The 18,425-nt window shown below is 35.3% G+C and carries 17 protein-coding genes; 2 read left to right on the forward strand and 15 right to left on the reverse strand.

Annotated features, from left to right (window positions below):
- Positions 1–234: 234 nt before the first annotated feature.
- The 8 genes from ACFX4G_RS20255 to ACFX4G_RS20290 form a co-directional block, all read right to left on the reverse strand.
- Positions 235–573: a hypothetical protein gene (locus ACFX4G_RS20255; protein WP_377576440.1), complete on the reverse strand. Its 339-nt coding sequence runs from the start codon at positions 571–573 to the stop codon at positions 235–237.
- A 198-nt stretch (positions 574–771) separates the two neighbouring features.
- Positions 772–2,295, reverse strand: coding sequence for a hypothetical protein (locus ACFX4G_RS20260; protein ID WP_377576443.1), 1,524 nt, complete (start codon positions 2,293–2,295; stop codon positions 772–774).
- Positions 2,280–2,471, reverse strand: a complete 192-nt coding sequence (locus ACFX4G_RS20265; RefSeq protein ID WP_377576446.1) for an AAA family ATPase — start codon at positions 2,469–2,471, stop codon at positions 2,280–2,282. The genes ACFX4G_RS20260 and ACFX4G_RS20265 overlap by 16 nt, the downstream gene beginning before the upstream one ends.
- A gap of 62 nt (positions 2,472–2,533) precedes the next feature.
- Complete coding sequence (locus tag ACFX4G_RS20270; protein ID WP_377576449.1) at positions 2,534–3,274, reverse strand: hypothetical protein; 741 nt, start codon at positions 3,272–3,274, stop codon at positions 2,534–2,536.
- Positions 3,259–3,594 (reverse strand): dsDNA nuclease domain-containing protein, encoded by a 336-nt coding sequence (locus tag ACFX4G_RS20275; RefSeq protein WP_377576452.1) that lies wholly within the window; start codon positions 3,592–3,594, stop codon positions 3,259–3,261. The genes ACFX4G_RS20270 and ACFX4G_RS20275 overlap by 16 nt, the downstream gene beginning before the upstream one ends.
- Before the next feature lie 235 nt (positions 3,595–3,829).
- On the reverse strand, positions 3,830–4,930 hold the full coding sequence (locus ACFX4G_RS20280; protein ID WP_377576455.1) for a hypothetical protein: 1,101 nt from the start codon (positions 4,928–4,930) through the stop codon (positions 3,830–3,832).
- A 437-nt stretch (positions 4,931–5,367) separates the two neighbouring features.
- Entirely contained in the window at positions 5,368–6,009 is a 642-nt protein-coding gene (locus ACFX4G_RS20285; protein WP_377576458.1) for a hypothetical protein, read from the reverse strand.
- Positions 6,010–6,037: 28 nt separating this feature from the next.
- Positions 6,038–6,307, reverse strand: a complete 270-nt coding sequence (locus tag ACFX4G_RS20290) for a hypothetical protein (protein ID WP_377576461.1) — start codon at positions 6,305–6,307, stop codon at positions 6,038–6,040.
- Positions 6,308–6,940: 633 nt separating this feature from the next.
- Here ACFX4G_RS20290 and ACFX4G_RS20295 point away from each other — a divergent pair.
- The gene (locus ACFX4G_RS20295) at positions 6,941–8,431 is read left to right on the forward strand and encodes a recombinase family protein (protein ID WP_377576464.1); all 1,491 of its coding nucleotides are present in this window, start codon (positions 6,941–6,943) and stop codon (positions 8,429–8,431) included.
- Positions 8,432–8,435: 4 nt separating this feature from the next.
- On the opposite strand, the gene rlmD is transcribed toward ACFX4G_RS20295, so the two are convergent.
- The 5 genes from rlmD to gatC form a co-directional block, all read right to left on the reverse strand.
- The gene (gene rlmD, locus ACFX4G_RS20300; protein WP_377576467.1) at positions 8,436–9,815 is read right to left on the reverse strand and encodes a 23S rRNA (uracil(1939)-C(5))-methyltransferase RlmD; all 1,380 of its coding nucleotides are present in this window, start codon (positions 9,813–9,815) and stop codon (positions 8,436–8,438) included.
- A gap of 95 nt (positions 9,816–9,910) precedes the next feature.
- The gene (locus ACFX4G_RS20305) at positions 9,911–10,843 is read right to left on the reverse strand and encodes a diacylglycerol kinase (RefSeq protein WP_016762783.1); all 933 of its coding nucleotides are present in this window, start codon (positions 10,841–10,843) and stop codon (positions 9,911–9,913) included.
- 234 nt (positions 10,844–11,077) lie between these two features.
- Positions 11,078–12,508, reverse strand: coding sequence for an Asp-tRNA(Asn)/Glu-tRNA(Gln) amidotransferase subunit GatB (gene gatB, locus ACFX4G_RS20310; RefSeq protein WP_013055057.1), 1,431 nt, complete (start codon positions 12,506–12,508; stop codon positions 11,078–11,080).
- Positions 12,509–12,522: 14 nt separating this feature from the next.
- A complete protein-coding gene (gene gatA, locus ACFX4G_RS20315) occupies positions 12,523–13,980 on the reverse strand; it encodes an Asp-tRNA(Asn)/Glu-tRNA(Gln) amidotransferase subunit GatA (RefSeq protein WP_013055056.1) in 1,458 nt (485 codons plus the stop codon).
- A 16-nt stretch (positions 13,981–13,996) separates the two neighbouring features.
- The gene (gene gatC, locus ACFX4G_RS20320) at positions 13,997–14,287 is read right to left on the reverse strand and encodes an Asp-tRNA(Asn)/Glu-tRNA(Gln) amidotransferase subunit GatC (RefSeq protein WP_013055055.1); all 291 of its coding nucleotides are present in this window, start codon (positions 14,285–14,287) and stop codon (positions 13,997–13,999) included.
- A gap of 365 nt (positions 14,288–14,652) precedes the next feature.
- Between gatC and ACFX4G_RS20325 the strand changes: the two genes are divergently transcribed.
- Entirely contained in the window at positions 14,653–15,138 is a 486-nt protein-coding gene (locus ACFX4G_RS20325; RefSeq protein ID WP_043975804.1) for a DUF3920 family protein, read from the forward strand.
- Between the two features lie 55 nt (positions 15,139–15,193).
- Here ACFX4G_RS20325 and ACFX4G_RS20330 read toward each other — a convergent pair whose 3' ends face one another.
- Both ACFX4G_RS20330 and ligA read right to left on the reverse strand, forming a co-directional pair.
- Positions 15,194–16,387, reverse strand: coding sequence for a CamS family sex pheromone protein (locus tag ACFX4G_RS20330; RefSeq protein ID WP_014461929.1), 1,194 nt, complete (start codon positions 16,385–16,387; stop codon positions 15,194–15,196).
- A gap of 13 nt (positions 16,388–16,400) precedes the next feature.
- Positions 16,401–18,407 (reverse strand): NAD-dependent DNA ligase LigA, encoded by a 2,007-nt coding sequence (ligA, locus tag ACFX4G_RS20335; RefSeq protein ID WP_377576470.1) that lies wholly within the window; start codon positions 18,405–18,407, stop codon positions 16,401–16,403.
- Positions 18,408–18,425: the final 18 nt, after the last annotated feature.

An 18,425-nucleotide genomic window follows, 5' to 3' on the forward strand; every position in this document is an offset into this window, starting at 1 on the left:
ATAAAAAAGGAGGAATGCTTCGGCAAAAGCATCCTCCTTTTTTATATCTTTGACTTGTCTAGTATGTTGATTAGATTTTCATCTATATATGAATTAGGTTGCTGATACAGAGTTTCCTGATACTTCCCCCGCTTAAACGTGAGATCCTACTTTAAAGCAAGCCGGCAAACCTGCAAAATTTCAAGCATAATTCACAACACTTCTCCACATAATAAGATTAGATATCTGCAGTTCTTACTTTTTAAAGATTTCTGTTAATGCATTTATTAAAGCCATAATTAAAGCATTGGGGTCGATAGCCCCCTTGCTTACAAACCATACAACACCAACTATGGCAACAAGAATGGCAAATGCAGCAAACACCCAGCACAGTCCTTTCCCAAAGATGGGTAGAGATTGAGCGAAATATCCAAAATTCAGCATACCTTGTGAAATCCCAGGGGATGTATTTTCCATCCCGGTTTCACTTTTCATTTCAATAGCTTGAGTTTTCTTCGTGTCTTCCACTCCGATAACACTCGCTTTTTGTGTTTCAGATGTAATAGTAGAGTTAGAGTCAATAAATTTTTCCATTTCTAAAGTACCTCGTTCTTTCTTAATATTTAAAAATCACGAGGGAAAGGAAACGTTGACCTTAACCACAATATTTTACCAGAATATTTAATATAAGTGAACATTATTATCTAACTGCATACTTTAAAGACACCTACAAGAAATATTCTTCCTTTTTATTCTTTCTAGATAATTTTTAAAAAATTAGTTATATTAATTTTAATCATTTATGATTGTTTTAGTAAGATCATTGACTAATTTTTTATGAGTAAAATAAGATTCATTTGATAAACATTCTTTATATCCAGAAAGCCTAATAACTCTGTTAGCTTTCTCTTCAAATCCCGTTTCTCTTTCGGTGCCGATTATAAACTGACCCTTTTTTGACATTAAAAATTCTAAGATGAAATCTATATTCTTTAAATTTTTCTCATCCTGCCCTTGTTGATTAGGTGTATCTACTACTAACCAGTTAAAAACACTCTCTCCCTTTTCTAGATTATACAGATATAAAGCAATATGGTAGGCATAAATAAGCCTAGGTAAATCACTCCCAGTTTTATCCAAAACCTGAACAAAGTTTTTGAATTTCATATATGATAAAGGGATATTTAAATGATTCATAACGGTACTATATTTTCTTTTTAAATCTTTATATATTTGATTTCTTTTTTCAACTGATTTTAGACCTTCTAAATGTTCTTCTTTAGTTAGCTTTAGTTCTTCCTCTTGCTTGATTAATACTTTAATTTTCTCACTCTCATTAGTATTAGAATTAATAATTTCTTTTTTCCCCTCATTCTGATATGTTTTTACTATAGAAGCCCCTTCTTTAGTATTTTCCATAATTTTCTTGAATCTTATGTACTTTTGATTTGAATTCTTGTATTCTTCTTCTGCATAAAGAAGACTTTTATCTATTTCTTTAATATCATCCCTATTGGTCTTAATTAACTTGTTACCAGCTTGAATATCCTTTACAATTTCTACTCTCTCTTCAAGAGAGTTTTTATGTTTTACTCCGCAGAATGGACATAAAATAACTTCCTCCTGTTCCATTGCAAAGCTATGATCATTATTTAAACCTTGGATATTTTTCTCAAGAAATTTTATAGCTAGTAATTTTTCATACCTTTCATTTTTCAATTTAGATATTTGTTCTTTTAAATTCAATCTGATTTTCTCAAGTTGATTCAAACTATCTAGTACATTTTTCATTTTCTCTAAATTATTTTTTAAATGTTCTTCTTCTTCTTCTTGAACCGTTGACTTTTTGAATTGTTCCATAAATTCTAGATAATGCTGAAGTTTCATCTGCAATTCATCTATTCTTTTTTTCAATATATTTATTTCTTTTTTTGTTCTATAAAATTCTTCACCTTGATAACCTACGACGTATTTGCTAGTATAATCATCCCAATTAATAATGTATTTCATATTTGTAAAACTTTCACCAATTTTAGACCAACCTTTGTCTTGATCTATATATTGAAATCTAAATAATAAAGGAGGAGTTATATTTACTGTTTCACCCGTAGTAAGTAGGCAGTTTATATCAATACCAAGTAACCCCATTAAATAATTACTGTAATCATGATAATGTTCGGTATCAATTAGCAGCTCAATACCAAAAGAATCTTCACTTAATTTTACTATTCTAAAACGTTTAGATTGGCGTACTATACAATATTTTTCATTTCCATATAGAAATGTTATCAAATAATAATCTATATTTTTTTCCAATCCGCTTCCATCTTAACTTCACAGCCAAAAGCATAAAAAATGCTTTTAATTAGAGAAGATTTTCCTGTTTTATTTTTTCCAATGATTATATTTAATCCCTTTTCAAAATTTATTTCTTTCGATTTTTGTTCATTATCGCTTATTACTATCAACTTTTCTATTAATAGTCTTTTCATTATTTTTCCCTTCCTCTAAAATTCTTAATTTTCGTATCAAACGTTTATATTGTGAGATTTCTTCACGATAAGATTCTTTCATATATTATTGCCTCCACCAAAATTTTGTCGAAACCATTATTTAACACTAAGGATTTTTGAGTGAATTTCATCACTTCATTTTTAATAAAATTCAAGTCATCAATTTTTTCGTAACTTTCTTCCAAAGTCTTATCAATAATTTTTGTTAATTCATTTAATGTATCTTGATACAGGGAATCCCCAATATCTAGCATTTTTTGATGATGATTCTTTAATTTACGAATAAGAATTCTCCTCTGAGGAGTCGAAAAAGAATTTTCCTTTAAGAAGCCTTCAATTTCAGTATATATTTCAGAAGTATAAGAGATATTATTTACTTGTTCCTTCAATTTAGAGAAAATATTTGAGGAAATCCCCTTAGCTTCTTTTAATGAATTATAACTAATAGGCATACCGATTTTCTTTTTACTTTTTCTCCTAACGTCTTCAATTATATCTCTTAAAATTTTATTACTATTTGAAGTAAATATCTCGGCGTTATCTAGCATTTGAAAAAACTCTCCTGCAACTACCTTTTCATAGTTTTCTAAAGTCAAATCTCCATGATATATAAATGTATTTTGCACAAATATATCAAAAATCTGTTCAAATTTTTCATTTTCTAAATCTAGATATTCTTCTTTTAAGAGCGTTTTGATTTCATGATAGATCTCCTCATTCTCTTTTTTTAAATCTTTACCATCTTCAATTATGGACTGCCATGTGCTTACCTTTTTATCCACACCGATATTTGAGACAAAATGACAAATCTTACATTCATTTTACCATTACTTTTTTTAGTGGTATTGGTCAGACGTGTTAATGTCCATTCTTTGTATTTTTCAGTAGTCTTAATTTGAAAAAATTCTGCACAACTTGGCACAGAAGAAGATATATCCGTTTTTGCCATATCGTCATGAAACTCGCAGAAGATAAAAAATTCTGAATTTTTCTTGTATTCATTTATCATATGATAAACGATCCAATGAGCCTGATAATCAAATCTATTGAAGCTGTTGGAACCAGCTTGTTCCCTTAAGTCAGAACTCAATATTGTTTCCATGAGTAAATACTCCTATTCATCCTTATTCGTAATACAACGTTCTTATTAACATTTTACCATTTTATGTTTTAATTTCTAGGTATTTATGAAATGGCAATTAAAATACCATAATGAAACACACAAATATTGACATGTTTTTATTTTAAAATTGAAAAACAATACTTAAAGCCCTATCCAGCTAGGATAAGGCTTGAGACTTTTATTTTTTTATTTACTCATGATTTTCTCATATTCCCTAAACAGTTGTGTAGAGATCTTTTTCTAATTTAACATTTAAACCAAGTGATTCTAAATCATCTAAAATATGTTTTTCGGAAAAATTTGAAGTACCTGGAATCCAATCTTGTTTATTTTCCAACAAATCTAATTGATGATTAGCCACTTTTAATGAGACTTCTTTCTCAGAACTCGCTCTTTTCAATTGACGCATACTTACTTGACCTTCGATTGCTGGCTTTAACATTTTCTCCATTATACTCAATCCCTCCCACATCAATTTAGAATTTGCAAAATCACCACGATAAGCATATTTACTAGGTAGTATTATCTTATCATTAAAATATTTCCAATTCAAATTTATCCTATAATCTTCTACCAAGCATTCTTTTGAGTAATAAACCTTTTGTTTTGGAGTTAAGTTCTCAAAGTTCGGTATTCTTTTAGATACATTCTCCAAATAACCTGATTGAAGAAACCATAGATATTGCTTCCCAATAAACTCTTTCTCTGTTTCACCTTTAATATTGAGATAGTCATACATTCTCCACTGAAGTACATGACCGTACTCATGCATTAACGTTTGAGCACACCTTTCATTTGGAGTTAAAAGATTGTATCCCTCTACAACCATATTGTGAAAATCACTATCTAATAGACCTCTAAGTAAAAGTTTTTCAATCTGTTTGTGGAAAATATCTTTTTCAACACTTATTGTACTTTTAGTATCCTCAGGTAACAGGATAATCCATTCTTCAATAGATGTTCTGGGTCTTACCATTAATGCAGTAGTATTATATCCATCAAATCTGCTATTAAGAAACCTGAAGCATAGATTAAATACCTTAGCCTCTTTTAACCTTGCACCTCTTTCTAAAGCATACTTGATACCGCCATTCACTTCGAAATTTGGTCTCCTAACTATGTCTTTAGTGTAGTAAATTGTATTTTTATCCGTTAGTTCACTTAACATTTTTGTGGTTTTAGTAATGTTACGAACAAGAGACTTATCCTCTTCAATTTCACCTAGCTCAATTTCTTCTAAATCAATTTCAAATTCCTCATATTCATTAATATGAGGATTGATTACCTTATGTGCTTTTAGCTTTATTATTTCCATACCCTTTTTTCCCCTTAAACATGTCCATGATAATCCTATATTATCACTTAATTTCTAATTTTGGGTATTTTGTTCATGTTATTTCCAAATTTCTATTGATTATGTAGATAAAACGTATTTTTAAATTTAAGCAGATAACAATTAATAGATGCTTAGTACTTTAGTACATAATTAATTTATTTACCTTATTCTCTTGATACTATAAATTCTCTAACTAAACATCTTCAGCCTCCTTTTCAAATAAAAAACCGTCACCTTAGGTGACGGGATGTTTTAAATATACTTTATACTTGTTCCACGTTGTTACTCTTTATTTGTTTTATTTTATAGAGAAGAAAATTCCTTACATATTAAACATTGATTCTTATCATTAAACGAAAAACCCTTACCTCATTAAATAATTTTAAAATTGGTTAAAGGGTTTTTAGATGTGTTTTTTAGATTTCCGGAATGGTAATATCTATTTTATTCTCTGTTTTTATTAATTCTTCTATAAAACGAAAATAATCATTTTTTATCAACATAATTTTACGGTAACTCGAATCCTCTAAGATATGATTGATATACTCTTGATATTTCTCACTTTTAACCAATTTCTCAATTCTTAACTGTACTCCTGCATCACAAATACTTTTTGGAAGTTTAGCAAGATAACTTCTCTTTGCATAATGTGTAAGTTCTGACATTATTATATAAGGGTTTAATGATAGCGATTTAACAAAGTAATAATACCTTTCATTGAACTCACCGACTGCTAAGAATTTTTTTTCTTGGAGTTTTCTTATATTTGCCCTTACAGTGTCAACCCCCATATCAAGCAAATTAGCTAGTGCCTTTCTTGTTATAGTGCTCTCCAGACCAAATCCCATAGACATATATATTTCTTCTAATATAATTTTCTCTGCAGGCGAGACTCTTTTACACCTTCTAATAGCATGGGGAATCGTTGAATACCCCTTATTAAATAACCATTCAATCTCAGTGGAATCTACATCTAACCCCATTGAAAAATCTATCAAATAGGATGAAATTGGGAATTTATCTTGTACACCTTCATAATAGCTTAGTAAATTTAACATTATATATCCTCCTTAAAAAAGGGATTCATTAAAGAATCCCATCAAAGCGTAAACGAGTATAGACTCGATTTAGAATTAATCGGTTAGAGTATTCAGCATTTTTTGGAATAACCAATTTCCCCTCAATAACAAAAGCTATAAAATCATCACAGTTTTCTATAACCTCTCTTACAAAAGATTCTTCATATCCTGCCAAATTACAAAAATCTTCCACAAAAAAATATTTTTCTGGTGTAAAAACAGCAGCTTTGGTCTCAACTTTTTTTTGATATTTTATACCCTTAGGTAATATTCCCATTAGAAATCCTCCTTTAATTGTATGTTCACACTAGTAGTCGGATTATGTAGTAAATAAGTTGCGAAAAAAATTTATGTGAAACACAAATTACTAAAACATGCGTACAAATAAATTAATTCAGGATTATCCAGAGAGCACGAAGGTATTCTTTTATTTAATAAATAGAAAGAAATTCTTTCAAAAAAGATAGAAACAGCGAGACTTTATCTGTATATAACCATTTTTAACACTCCAATAGCATACTCATGATAAAGACACCTTTTTAACAGTTTCTATTTATTTGTACGTCTTGAAAATTCTAAAAAAATCACTCAAAAAATATATAGCTTACTTTCTTCTCTACGTATTGTTAAGTGCTATTCGGCACTGGGTGGGGTCTTAAGGTTATTTGTGAAATAATCCATAATTAAATTCCTTAGTGAAATTAACCGCAACTTCTCTCTTAAATAAAACGATTACTTTTTTAGAGAGGAGAGGAAAATAATATGCAGGTTAAAAGAGTATATACACAAAAAATAGATTTTGAGTCATTAATCACATGTCAAGTAGAAAAAGAAATTGAAAGAATTATATCTGCCGCTTACAATAATAAACAAGTAGATATAGTCGCCAAAAGAAATGGAGGCGACAAGAATGAAAGTAGCGGGTTATATTCGAGTTTCAACTAACAAGGAAGGTCAAAAAGAATCGCCTGAGAATCAAAAAGCTATGATTTTGGACTTTATTACCGAAGAGAATTTTGATTTACATGACTTCTATACGGATGTTCAAACGGGTACTACTGATAAACGAGATGGATTAAAGCGGTTAATTGATGATGCAGAAAATAAAGCATTTGATGTAATAGTAGCTAAGGAATTGAGTAGGTTGGGACGGAACGTAGAACTTTTATATCAACTAAAGAGAATTGCTGAAACAAAAGGAATCCGTTTAATTACCTTGGATAACAAGGTAGATACTCAAGACTTCACAAAACAAGTTATGTTTGGTTTGTATGCATGGATCTACGAAAATGAAAGCCAACGTAGTAGTGACCGTATAAAAGCTGTCTATCGTACAAAGTATAAAAGCGGTAAGTTTATGGGGAGCATTCCGCCCTACGGCTATTCTCTCCAAGAAGGCAAACTTGTAATTAAGACTGATTATACTGTCGAGGTAGTACGTGATATTTACAATAAGTATTTACAAGGTTGGGGACATGATAAGATTGCTAGCTACCTTACAGAAAAAGATATTCCCACTCCTTCACGAGTTGCTGGTAAAAATAACGCAAGCCTATATTGGCAAGGTTCCTCTATTAAAACAATTTTACAAAATCCTCATTATGTAGGGAATCTTGTCCAAGGCAGGGAAACTTCTCTTAATGTTACTAATAAAGCTAGGAAGACAAATAGTCCTAAGGATTGGGTCGTTGTTACTGACACTCATCAGCCTATTATCTCAAAGGAGATATTTGAACAAGCACAAAGCCTCCTTGCAATTAAAGCTAGACGAGGTAGAGGCAAAACAAAAGCACCCAAACATCTCTTTACCAATATCACTTATTGTTCTGACTGCGGTAAAGCAATGTGGTACCGAGCTAATCGAAAAGGTTATGTGTGTGGCAATTATGCTAAATATGGGAATAAAATCTGTACAAGTCATGCTATCAAAGAACAACATCTTATAGAAATAATTCTAGCGGATCTTAAAGACATGTATAATAGCTTAAATCACCCTAATTTAGAAAAGCATATTACAAGTAAGATCCAAACTAGTATGAATAGCAATAAGAAGAAACTCTCGTATATTGACAATCAAATCGAAAACCAAATGAAAATAAAACGTAATGCCTTACAAAAGTTTGTTATTGAGGATATTTCAAAAGAAGATTATGATGAATTGGTAGTAATGGTACAGGATAAGCTAACACAGCTAGAAGTTGAAAAATTGGATATTAAAAAAAGGATGGCAGAAACCCCCTCAAGAGATAATGTTTCTACCATCAAAGAACAATTAAAAAACTTCTTAAACTTTAATGATTTAACAACGGAAATGCTATTACGCTTTGTTGAAAAGATTGATGTATTTGAGAACAAGATCATCAAAATTCATTACAAATTTTCTCCAATTAAGAAGCCATAACTTCTTAATTATTTTTTAAAACTAACTGTGAAACACACTCCACATGCGTCGTATGCGGAAACATATCAACAGGCTGAACTTCAACCGTCTCATATCCCCCTTTTTCTAAAATAGCTAGGTCACGTGCGAGAGTTGCTGGTCCGCATGAAACATAGACAACTTTTTTCGGCTTCATGTCAATGATGGTATTCAAAAGAGCTTCGTCGCATCCTTTTCGCGGCGGATCTACGACGATGACGTCCGCTTTGATGCCTTGTTTGTACCAGTTTGGAATGACGACTTCTGCTTCGCCTACTTCAAATTCAGCGTTGTGAATACCGTTTAGCTCAGCGTTGCGCTTTGCATCTTCAATTGCTTCAGGCACGATTTCAACGCCATATACTTTTTTCGCTTTTTGAGCGAGAAATAACGAGATTGTTCCGATTCCACAGTAGGCGTCAATTACCGTTTCTTCTCCTGTTAAATCTGCATACTCAAGCGCTTTGTCATAAAGCACTTTCGTTTGCTCAGGGTTTACTTGGTAAAATGATTTTGCTGAAATGGCAAATTTAACGTCGCCGATATAATCGTAAATATATTCTTCTCCCCAAAGTACGTTCGTTTGGTTCCCTAAAATGACGTTTGTGCGCTTGCTGTTTACGTTTTGAACAATTGATTTCACGTTCGGCACGGCTTCGATAATGTCTTCTATAATACGCTTTTTGTTTGGCAGCTCAGCTGTACGAGTCACAATGACAACCATGATTTCACCCGTTACAAGTCCGTAGCGCGCCATGATATGACGAAGTGAGCCTTTATGTTTTTGTTCTTGATAAGCAGAAACGCCATGCTTTTCACAGATTGATTTGACAGCTTGAACAACATCATCATTTGCCTGCTGCTGAATCAAACAGGCATCCATGTTAATGATGTCGTGGCTTCGCTGCTGATAAAACCCAGCGATCAAACCGCCTTCTCGTTCTGCTACGGGAACTTGAGCTTTGTTTCGATAGCGCCAAGGATCGTTCATTCCTAGGGTCGAATGTACCGGAACGTCAGGTAAATGGCCAATTCGCGCCATGACGTCTTTTACTTGCTTTTGTTTAAATTGCAGCTGTCCTTCATAGCTTACATGCTGCAGCTGACAGCCTCCGCACTGCTTGTAGACCGGACAGGGTGCTTCAACACGCTGTTCACTAATTGTATGGTGCTTGATAAGCTTGCCAAACGCATAGCCTTTTTTTACTTTAATGACTTTTACTTGGCCGCTTTCGCCGGGCAGCGCATTTTGAACGAAAACAGGAAATCCGTTCACTTTCGCTACACCCGCTCCATCATGCGTTAAATCTTCAAACGCAACATCTATATATTCATTTTTTTCTACAGGTGGTTTTAATTTTTCCATTTATCGTTACATCCTTTTAGTCATTTGAAAATGCTGAACTGATTGTACCATAAGAGCCAAAGCCAAACAAAGAAAAGCATGAAAAAAGATCGCAATTAGGCGATCTCATTTTTTTCCATCAATTCAGCTGTTGCTTTTGGAACAAAGATTTCTACATGGCGATATAAGTTTACAAATTCCCCAGGCAATAATCCGCCGTACTCGCCATCTAGATTTAACTGCATTTTATCATTTGTATGAATTTTAACACGGTTCGCTTTTGTGTAGATAATATGAGGATCATTGATGTGTTCTCCTCGCAGCGCAAGTGTCGCAATTCGAATAAATTCAGCTAAATTTGCTTTCTTTAAAATAATTAAATCAAACATGCCGTCATCTAAAGAAGAATCTGGTGCCAGCTTTTCAAAACCGCCGACTGAGTTCGTTAAGGAAACGAGGAAGAACATAATCTCGCCGCCAAAGAATTTTCCGTCATACTCAATTTCAACAGATGTTGGTTTAATAGAAGGAAGCATTTCCATGCCTTTTAAATAGTAAGCTAGCTGTCCAAGCATTGTTTTTAACTTGCTTGGCACTTCATATGTTAATTCAGTTAAACGGCCGCCTCCGGCGATATTTACAAAGTAATGCGTTTCTCCGTCGTTTGTTACACAGCCCAAGTCAATTGGCTTTGTTACGCCTTCTACAATGACATCAATAGCGCCTTCAATCGTACGTGGCACATTAATGGCACGAGCAAAGTCGTTGGTTGTTCCAACAGGAATAATACCTAGTTGCGGACGATAGTCTTGTCCAGCGATACCGTTTACGACTTCATTGATGGTACCGTCTCCACCGGCTGCAATTACAACGTCAAAACGACGTTCTACTGCTACTTTAGCAGCTTCTGTTGCATCACCAGCGCAAGTTGTAGCATGACAAGATGTTTCGTAGCCTGCTTGCTCTAGCTTTTGCAAGACTTCCGGTAAGTTTTTCTTAAAAATTTCACGGCCCGATGTCGGGTTATAAATAATTCTCGCTCTTTTCATATTCATCATCCTAATAATGATAATTTGTCACAAATCTTTGCCTACTTTTATCAGTGAAAGAATGCCCCCTCACATTACATCATCAACAAGAGGGGGCATGAACAAACATATTATAAAGAAATTAACCTTGATATACAATATTCACGTTTCGGTTTTTATTCATACCTTCAGCGCGATCGCCCTTACTCATAATAAATGTGAGATGGATATCCACCTCACATTTAGTTATCAAATTTAGCGTTTATTAATTTCTTCTAAAAGAATTTTATTAACCATCGGTGGGTTCGCTTGGCCTTTTGAGGCTTTCATAATTTGACCAACTAAGAAGCCAATTGCACGATCCTTACCGTTTTTGAAATCTTCAATAGATTGAGGGTTTGCATCTAATGCATCTGTTACGAATTTACGTAAAGTTGCATCATCAGAAATTTGTACAAGACCTTTTTCTTTTACAATTTTCTTTGCATCTCCGCCATTTTCAATTAATTCTTTGAATACTTTTTTCGCAATTTTAGACGAAATTGTACCTTCTTGAATTAATTGAATCATACCAGCTAGACCTTCAGGTGTTAAGGCTACATCTGAAAGTTCTTTTTGGTTTGAGTTTAAGTAAGCAGAAACTTCACCCATTAACCAGTTAGAAGATAGCTTCGCATCTCCGCCCGCAGCAAGCGTTGCTTCAAAGAAATCAGACATTTCTTTTGTTAGCGTTAATACCATTGCATCATAAGCAGGTAAGCCAAGCTCTTCTACATAGCGCTTTTTACGAGCATCTGGAAGTTCAGGAATCGAAGCACGAACACGTTCTTTCCACTCTTCGTCGATGTGTAATTCTAATAAGTCAGGCTCTGGGAAGTAGCGGTAGTCGTCAGATCCTTCTTTTACACGCATTAGAATTGTTTCGCCCGTAGACTCGTCAAAACGGCGTGTTTCTTGCTCGATTAAGCCACCAGACAATAACACTTTTTCTTGACGAATTTCTTCGTGTTCAAGACCGCGGCGCACATAGTTAAATGAGTTTAAGTTCTTTAACTCAGCTTTTGTACCGAACTCTTCTTGTCCAACTGGACGTAAAGAAATATTGGCATCACAGCGAAGTGAACCTTCTTCCATTTTACAATCAGATACGCCTGTATATTGAATAATTGATTTTAATTTTTCTAAATAAGCATATGCTTCTTCAGGAGAACGCATATCTGCTTCTGATACAATCTCAATTAGAGGTGTACCTTGACGGTTGAAGTCTACTAGTGAATAGCCATCGCCTGTATGCGTTAGCTTACCAGCATCTTCTTCTAAATGAAGTCGGTTGATACGAATACGCTTCGTTTCACCTTTAACTTCTACTTCAATCCAACCGTTCTCGCCAATTGGTTTATCAAATTGAGAGATTTGATAAGCTTTTGGGTTATCCGGATAGAAATAGTTTTTACGGTCAAACTTTGTATCTGTTGCGATTTCACAGTTTAGCGCAAGCGCTGCTTTCATTGCAAAATCAACTGCTTCTTTGTTTAACACAGGTAATACGCCAGGATAACCTAAGTCAATTACACTTGTGTTAGCATTTGGAGCCGCACCAAATGCGTTTGGACTTGCTGAGAAAATTTTAGATTTTGTCTTAAGCTCAACGTGTACTTCAAGACCAATAATCGTTTCAAAGTTCATCTTTATCTCACCCCTTACAGTGCTGGTTTCGCTTTATGATGCTCAGTTGCTTGTTCGAATGCATGAGCAACACGATAGATTGTGCTTTCGTCGAAATGCTTACCGATAATTTGTAACCCTAATGGCAATCCATTTGATAAGCCGCAAGGCACAGAAATACCAGGTACTCCAGCAAGGTTTACTGGGATTGTTAAAATATCGTTTGCATACATTGTTAATGGATCATCTGTTTTCTCACCAATTTTGAATGATGGAGTTGGCGTAGTTGGCCCAATGATAACGTCATAGTTTTCAAATACAGACTCAAAGTCTTGCTTGATTAACGTACGTACTTGCTGTGCTTTTTTGTAGTAAGCATCATAATAACCAGAGCTTAACGCAAATGTTCCAAGCATGATACGGCGTTTTACTTCGTTTCCAAAGCCTTCGCTTCGAGACTGCTTGTACATTTCGATTAAGTTCTCAGCATTATCTGTACGATATCCGTAGCGAACGCCGTCAAAACGAGATAAGTTAGCAGACGCTTCAGAAGAAGATAATAGATAATACGTAGCTAATGCGTATTTAGAGTGTGGAAGTGATACTTCTTCCCAAGTTGCGCCTAGTCCTTCTAACACTTTTAGTGCATCTAAAACAGACTGGCGAGCTTCTTCGCCTACACCTTCGCCTAAGTATTCTTTTGGAACAGCAATTTTAAGACCTTTTACGTCACCTGTTAAAGCAGATACATAATCCGGTACATCAACATTAGCAGAAGTAGAATCCATTGGGTCTACGCCTGAAATTGCTTGAAGTAAGTATGCATTATCTTCAACAGAATTTGTGATTGGTCCGATTTGATCTAAAGAAGATGCAAATGCCACTAATCCGTAACGAGATACGCGACCATACGTTGGTTTTAATCCGACAACACCGCAATAAGCAGCTGGCTGACGAATTGAACCACCTGTATCAGAACCTAAAGAAAACGGAACTTCTCCTGCTGCTACAGCTGCAGCTGAACCACCGCTAGATCCACCTGGTACGTAATCTAAATTCCATGGGTTGCGCGTTAACTGAAGACCTGAGTTTTCAGTTGAAGAACCCATTGCGAATTCATCCATATTTAATTTACCGATTGTTACCGCTTCAGCTGCCTGCAATTTTTGAACAACTGTTGCATCATAAATCGGATCAAAGTTTGCTAGAATTTTACTAGAGCAAGTTGTACGCAAATCTTTTGTGACAATATTATCTTTTACACCGATTGGCATACCAAATAATAGGCCAAATTCATCTTTTGTTTGTAGTGCTTCATCTAGCTCTTTTGCATAAGCACGAGCATTGTCTTCATTAAGCGCTAAGAACGCACCTACTTTATCATCTACTTCATTAATACGTTTATATGATTCGTCTACTAAATCTTGTACACGTACTTCTTTCTTGTGTAAAAGGCTATGTAGTTCTGAAAGTTTACGATCGAATAAAGACATCGTAAAGCCTCCTTCCTTATTCTAAAATAGTTGGCACTCGAATGTAGCCATCCTTGTGGTCTGGCGCATTTTTTACTACGTCTTCAATTGGTAAACCTTTAGCTGGCTTATCTTCACGCATTACGTTTTTCATATCCAATACGTGAGAAGTTGGTTTTACATTTGTAGTATCTAACTCATCTAATTGTTCTGCATATGTAATAATAGCATCTAATTGTTTTGTAAATAGTTCTGCTTCGTCATCCGTCACCGCAAGTCTCGCTAAGTTTGCAACGTGTTTTACTTGATCAACAGAAATTCTTGACATGTTCCTTCACCTCCGAATATTCGTCCCACTACAATATACTGATAATACCAAACTTCACTAGCAACAGGCAACATTTCTGAGACTAGTTCCTAAAATATTAAAAACCCCGCCAGGCAAGACAGGGCTTACATTTATCACTTCTATTTTATACCAAATCTATTTCATTCAAACAACATTCCATACTTTTCCTTCGTCATAAAATATTTCTCTCTTGCATAGGTATAAAATAACCTTCTTTTTAGAAAAGATAGATAGAAAGAGAAACATGCTTCAGATGAACACACCACCATGTTTTAATTTCACTAGTCTTTGGGAAAGTAAAGAAAACGAATAACTACTTTACCGTAAAAGAGGTGCTATAAAAATTGAATAAAATACTTATACAGTCAGTCATCCACCAGCGCCCTGTGTATCAGCAAAGCGGAAGATGGTTTGTATTAGATGAAGAATTCAAGTGGGATTTGCCCACCTTGCAAAAAGATGTTTTTGCTTGTTTAAATAAAGCCTTTCATATTCCTATCATTTTTTGTGATTCATGCGAAGCCAATAAAATTGTCTCTGCTCTTGGAGAAGAAGAAGCAGAATACCTGCAGTTTGCATCAGGCGTTTACTGGCGAGAAGTCGGCATTATATTTATTTTTAAATTTGATGACTATCTTCCGCTTATTGAAACGATCTTTCACGAGCTGCGCCACTATATTCAAGATCACATCCCTTATTATCAGAAAGAATTTGAGCTGGATAAAAAGCGCCCGTATGAAGAGCGGACAACCGAACAAGATGCGTTTGCATTTGCTGCTTATTATCTTGCTAAGTTTACGAGACAAAATTCTCACGCCATTTCTTCATAGGAGGCAATTTCATAGAATTGAAAAAAGACACTGCTTGAGCAGTGTCTTTTTTTGCTTACTCTTCGTAAATATGAACGAACGGCTTGTCTTCATCTGCTTTTCTAACAATGAGCGCTTCCGGTCCGCTTACTGAGTTAATAGAGATACTCGTTTCCATATATGAAGGGAAATGATCAAGCATTAAACCAGCAACGTACTGAGTAAATCCTACAATTTCACCTTTTCCGTAAAATTGTACGGGAATATCAATCGTCATTTTTTGAAGCTGTCCATCTTTGTAATACCCTTTCCCTACTACGCTTGTAAAGTTCGGGAAATAGTCTTCGATTTGCGCTTTAAACTCATCAAATTTCATCGCATCATCTCGGTGATCTTTTGTTGCATCTGATGATGGGAATAAATAATATTGCTCGTCTAAATTATCCCAGCTGCCAACGGCCGTATCATTTGAACCTGCATTTCCGACAGCTATAAAGTTACCCGGTGTTAAAGAGGACTTAGCACTTTGTTTGAATAATGCTACTCGAACTGGCACATTTTCTAAGCCTTTGATGTTGCGCATACGCTTAACAATCTCATCTGCCATTTGCTTTCCTTGGGCTTCAATCTCTTTATTTGTAAGCTTCACTTCACGAGCATAACCATTTTCTTCTGTATAATAATGAACGGAATTCATCGCCAGGCCAATTGTGACGCCTCCAAGTTTTACCTTGTCGTCTCCGTCTTGAATAAGGTAGTCTTGCTCAGTAATGTTCGCTAAGTACATTGGACTTGTTTCATTACGAGTTTTCAAATCGCCTTTTTCTGTATCGATTGGGTTTAATCCATTGTTTTTAAGCTTCTTTTTCGCCGTATCATCTTTTGTTTTGCTTTGAAGATCTTTAAACTGTTTATCGCTCAGCTTACGGCTTAACCATGAGCGAATAGTATCTTTATCAAGGTACTGGCCTTCTTGATACACATATTTTTTCGGAGAATAGCTATCTGTCGATAAGCGCATTAAGCCTGTTTCAAATTCTTGCGCATCCAAGCGGTTGTTTAAGTTTGCTGCTACTAAGCCTCTTGCCACTCCCGCTTTAAATGGAAGAATTGTTCGGTAATAATCATCTGAAATACTATACTTCGGAATAACTGCTTTTTCTTTCTTATTGTTGGTTTGTTGAACAGTCTCTTTATCGTCCGAAAGATTCGGTGCACACGCTGAAGTTACAAGCATGACCGCAAGAGAAAGTAACAATATCTTTTTCAACTACACACACCTCTTATTTATTTAATTCCGTAAGTAGCCTTGCCTCATCCCATACTTCAATTTCAAGCTCGTTAGCTTTTGTCAGTTTGGAACCAGCCTCTTCCCCTGCCACAACAAGGTCTGTCTTTTTACTTACGCTTCCTGTGACTTTACCGCCAAGTGCTTCAATTTGTGCTTTTGCATCATTGCGAGATAACTGTTCAAGCTTACCTGTTAATACAACGGTTTTACCAGCAAAAACAGAATCTACATTTTCTACACTTACAAGCTTGGGTCCTTTGTATGTAAGGTTTACTCCATACTCTTTTAATTCATGTATAAGTTCTTGAACCTCTTCTTGTGTAAAGTAAGCGACAATAGCATCAGCCATTTTGGCACCAATTTCATTAATTGCCACTAATTCATCATACGTTGCTTTTGTTAACTTGTCTATGGTTTCAAAGTGCTGAGCTAACGTCTTTGCAGCTTTTGCTCCGACATGGCGAATGCCCAAACCAAAAAGCAAACGCTCAAGCGAATTTTCTTTCGATGCTTCGATGGCTGCAATCAAATTATCAGCAGATTTCTCACCCATGCGCTCAAGCTCGATTAACTGCTGTTTTGTAAGCGTATAAATATCCGCTACGTCTTTAATTAACTGTTCGCGAAATAATTGCGATATAACTTTTTCACCAAGTCCATCAATGTTCATCGCATTGCGGGACACGAAATGAATAAGTCCTTCACGAATTTGAGCAGGACAGCTTGGATTAATGCAGCGAAGCGCAACTTCTCCTTCTAAACGCACCAGTTCACTTTCACATTCCGGGCAGTGAGTAGGCATCGTAAACTCTTGCTCTTCTCCCGTTCGCTTCTCCTCAATCACATTCACTACCTCAGGAATAATATCTCCTGCTTTTTTTACTACGACATAATCTCCGATCCGAATGTCTTTTTCACGAATCAAATCTTCATTGTGAAGAGACGCACGCTGTACCGTCGTACCTGCTACTTGAACAGGCTCCAAAATAGCTGTTGGCGTAATGACACCTGTACGGCCTACCGTCAGTTCAATATCTACAAGCTTGGTTACAACTTCTTCAGCAGGAAACTTATAAGCAATAGCCCAACGTGGACTTTTGGCCGTTGTTCCAAGCTCAGCCTGCTGATCAAATGAATCTACTTTTACAACAATGCCATCAATATCATAAGATAGTTCTGGACGTTGCGTTTGCCAGCTTTCGATGTAAGCAATCACATCATCAATGGTTTCACACGTCTGTCTTTCCTTATTTGTTTTAAAACCAAGCTCATCGAGTAAATTCAAACTTTCGCTGTGAGAGTCGATTTCTAATTCTCCTGTATCAGTCATGGCATATACAAAGATATCTAAATTACGTTTTGCCGCAATTTTAGGATCTAGCTGACGCAGTGAGCCTGCAGCTGCGTTACGCGGGTTAGCAAACGGAACTTCATCCCTTTCCATTTTTGCTTCATTAAGTGCTTCGAATGATTTTCTCGGCATAAATGCTTCTCCGCGAACTTCCATTGATAATGGTTCTTTAATTCGCAGTGGAATAGAGCGAATTGTTTTCAAGTTTTCAGTAATATTTTCACCCGTCGTACCGTCTCCGCGCGTAGCTCCCAGCACTAAGTATCCATCTTCATAGCGAAGAGATACAGCAAGGCCGTCAATTTTAAGTTCGCATACATAAGAAAACTCATCTCCAACGGCTTGGCGCACTCGGCGATCAAAATCCCGAAGGTCTTCTTCATTAAATGCATTTCCTAAACTTAGCATAGACGTTTGATGCTGAACCTTCTCAAACGCATCGAGCACTTGGCCGCCGACGCGCTGAGTAGGTGAGTCAGCTGTTTTTAATTCTGGAAATGATTCTTCTATCTCAATTAACTCATTCATTAATTTATCGTATTCTGCATCTGGAACAGATGGCTGATCTAACACATAATATTCATAGCCATATTGATTTAATAAGTCGCGTAATTCTTGAACGCGTGATTTTGCTGTCTCAAACTCCATATTCTAGCTCCTTTTCAC

It is taken from the genome of Priestia sp. YIM B13486 (assembly GCF_042787865.1).
GTDB classification, from domain to species: domain Bacteria; phylum Bacillota; class Bacilli; order Bacillales; family Bacillaceae_H; genus Priestia; species Priestia megaterium.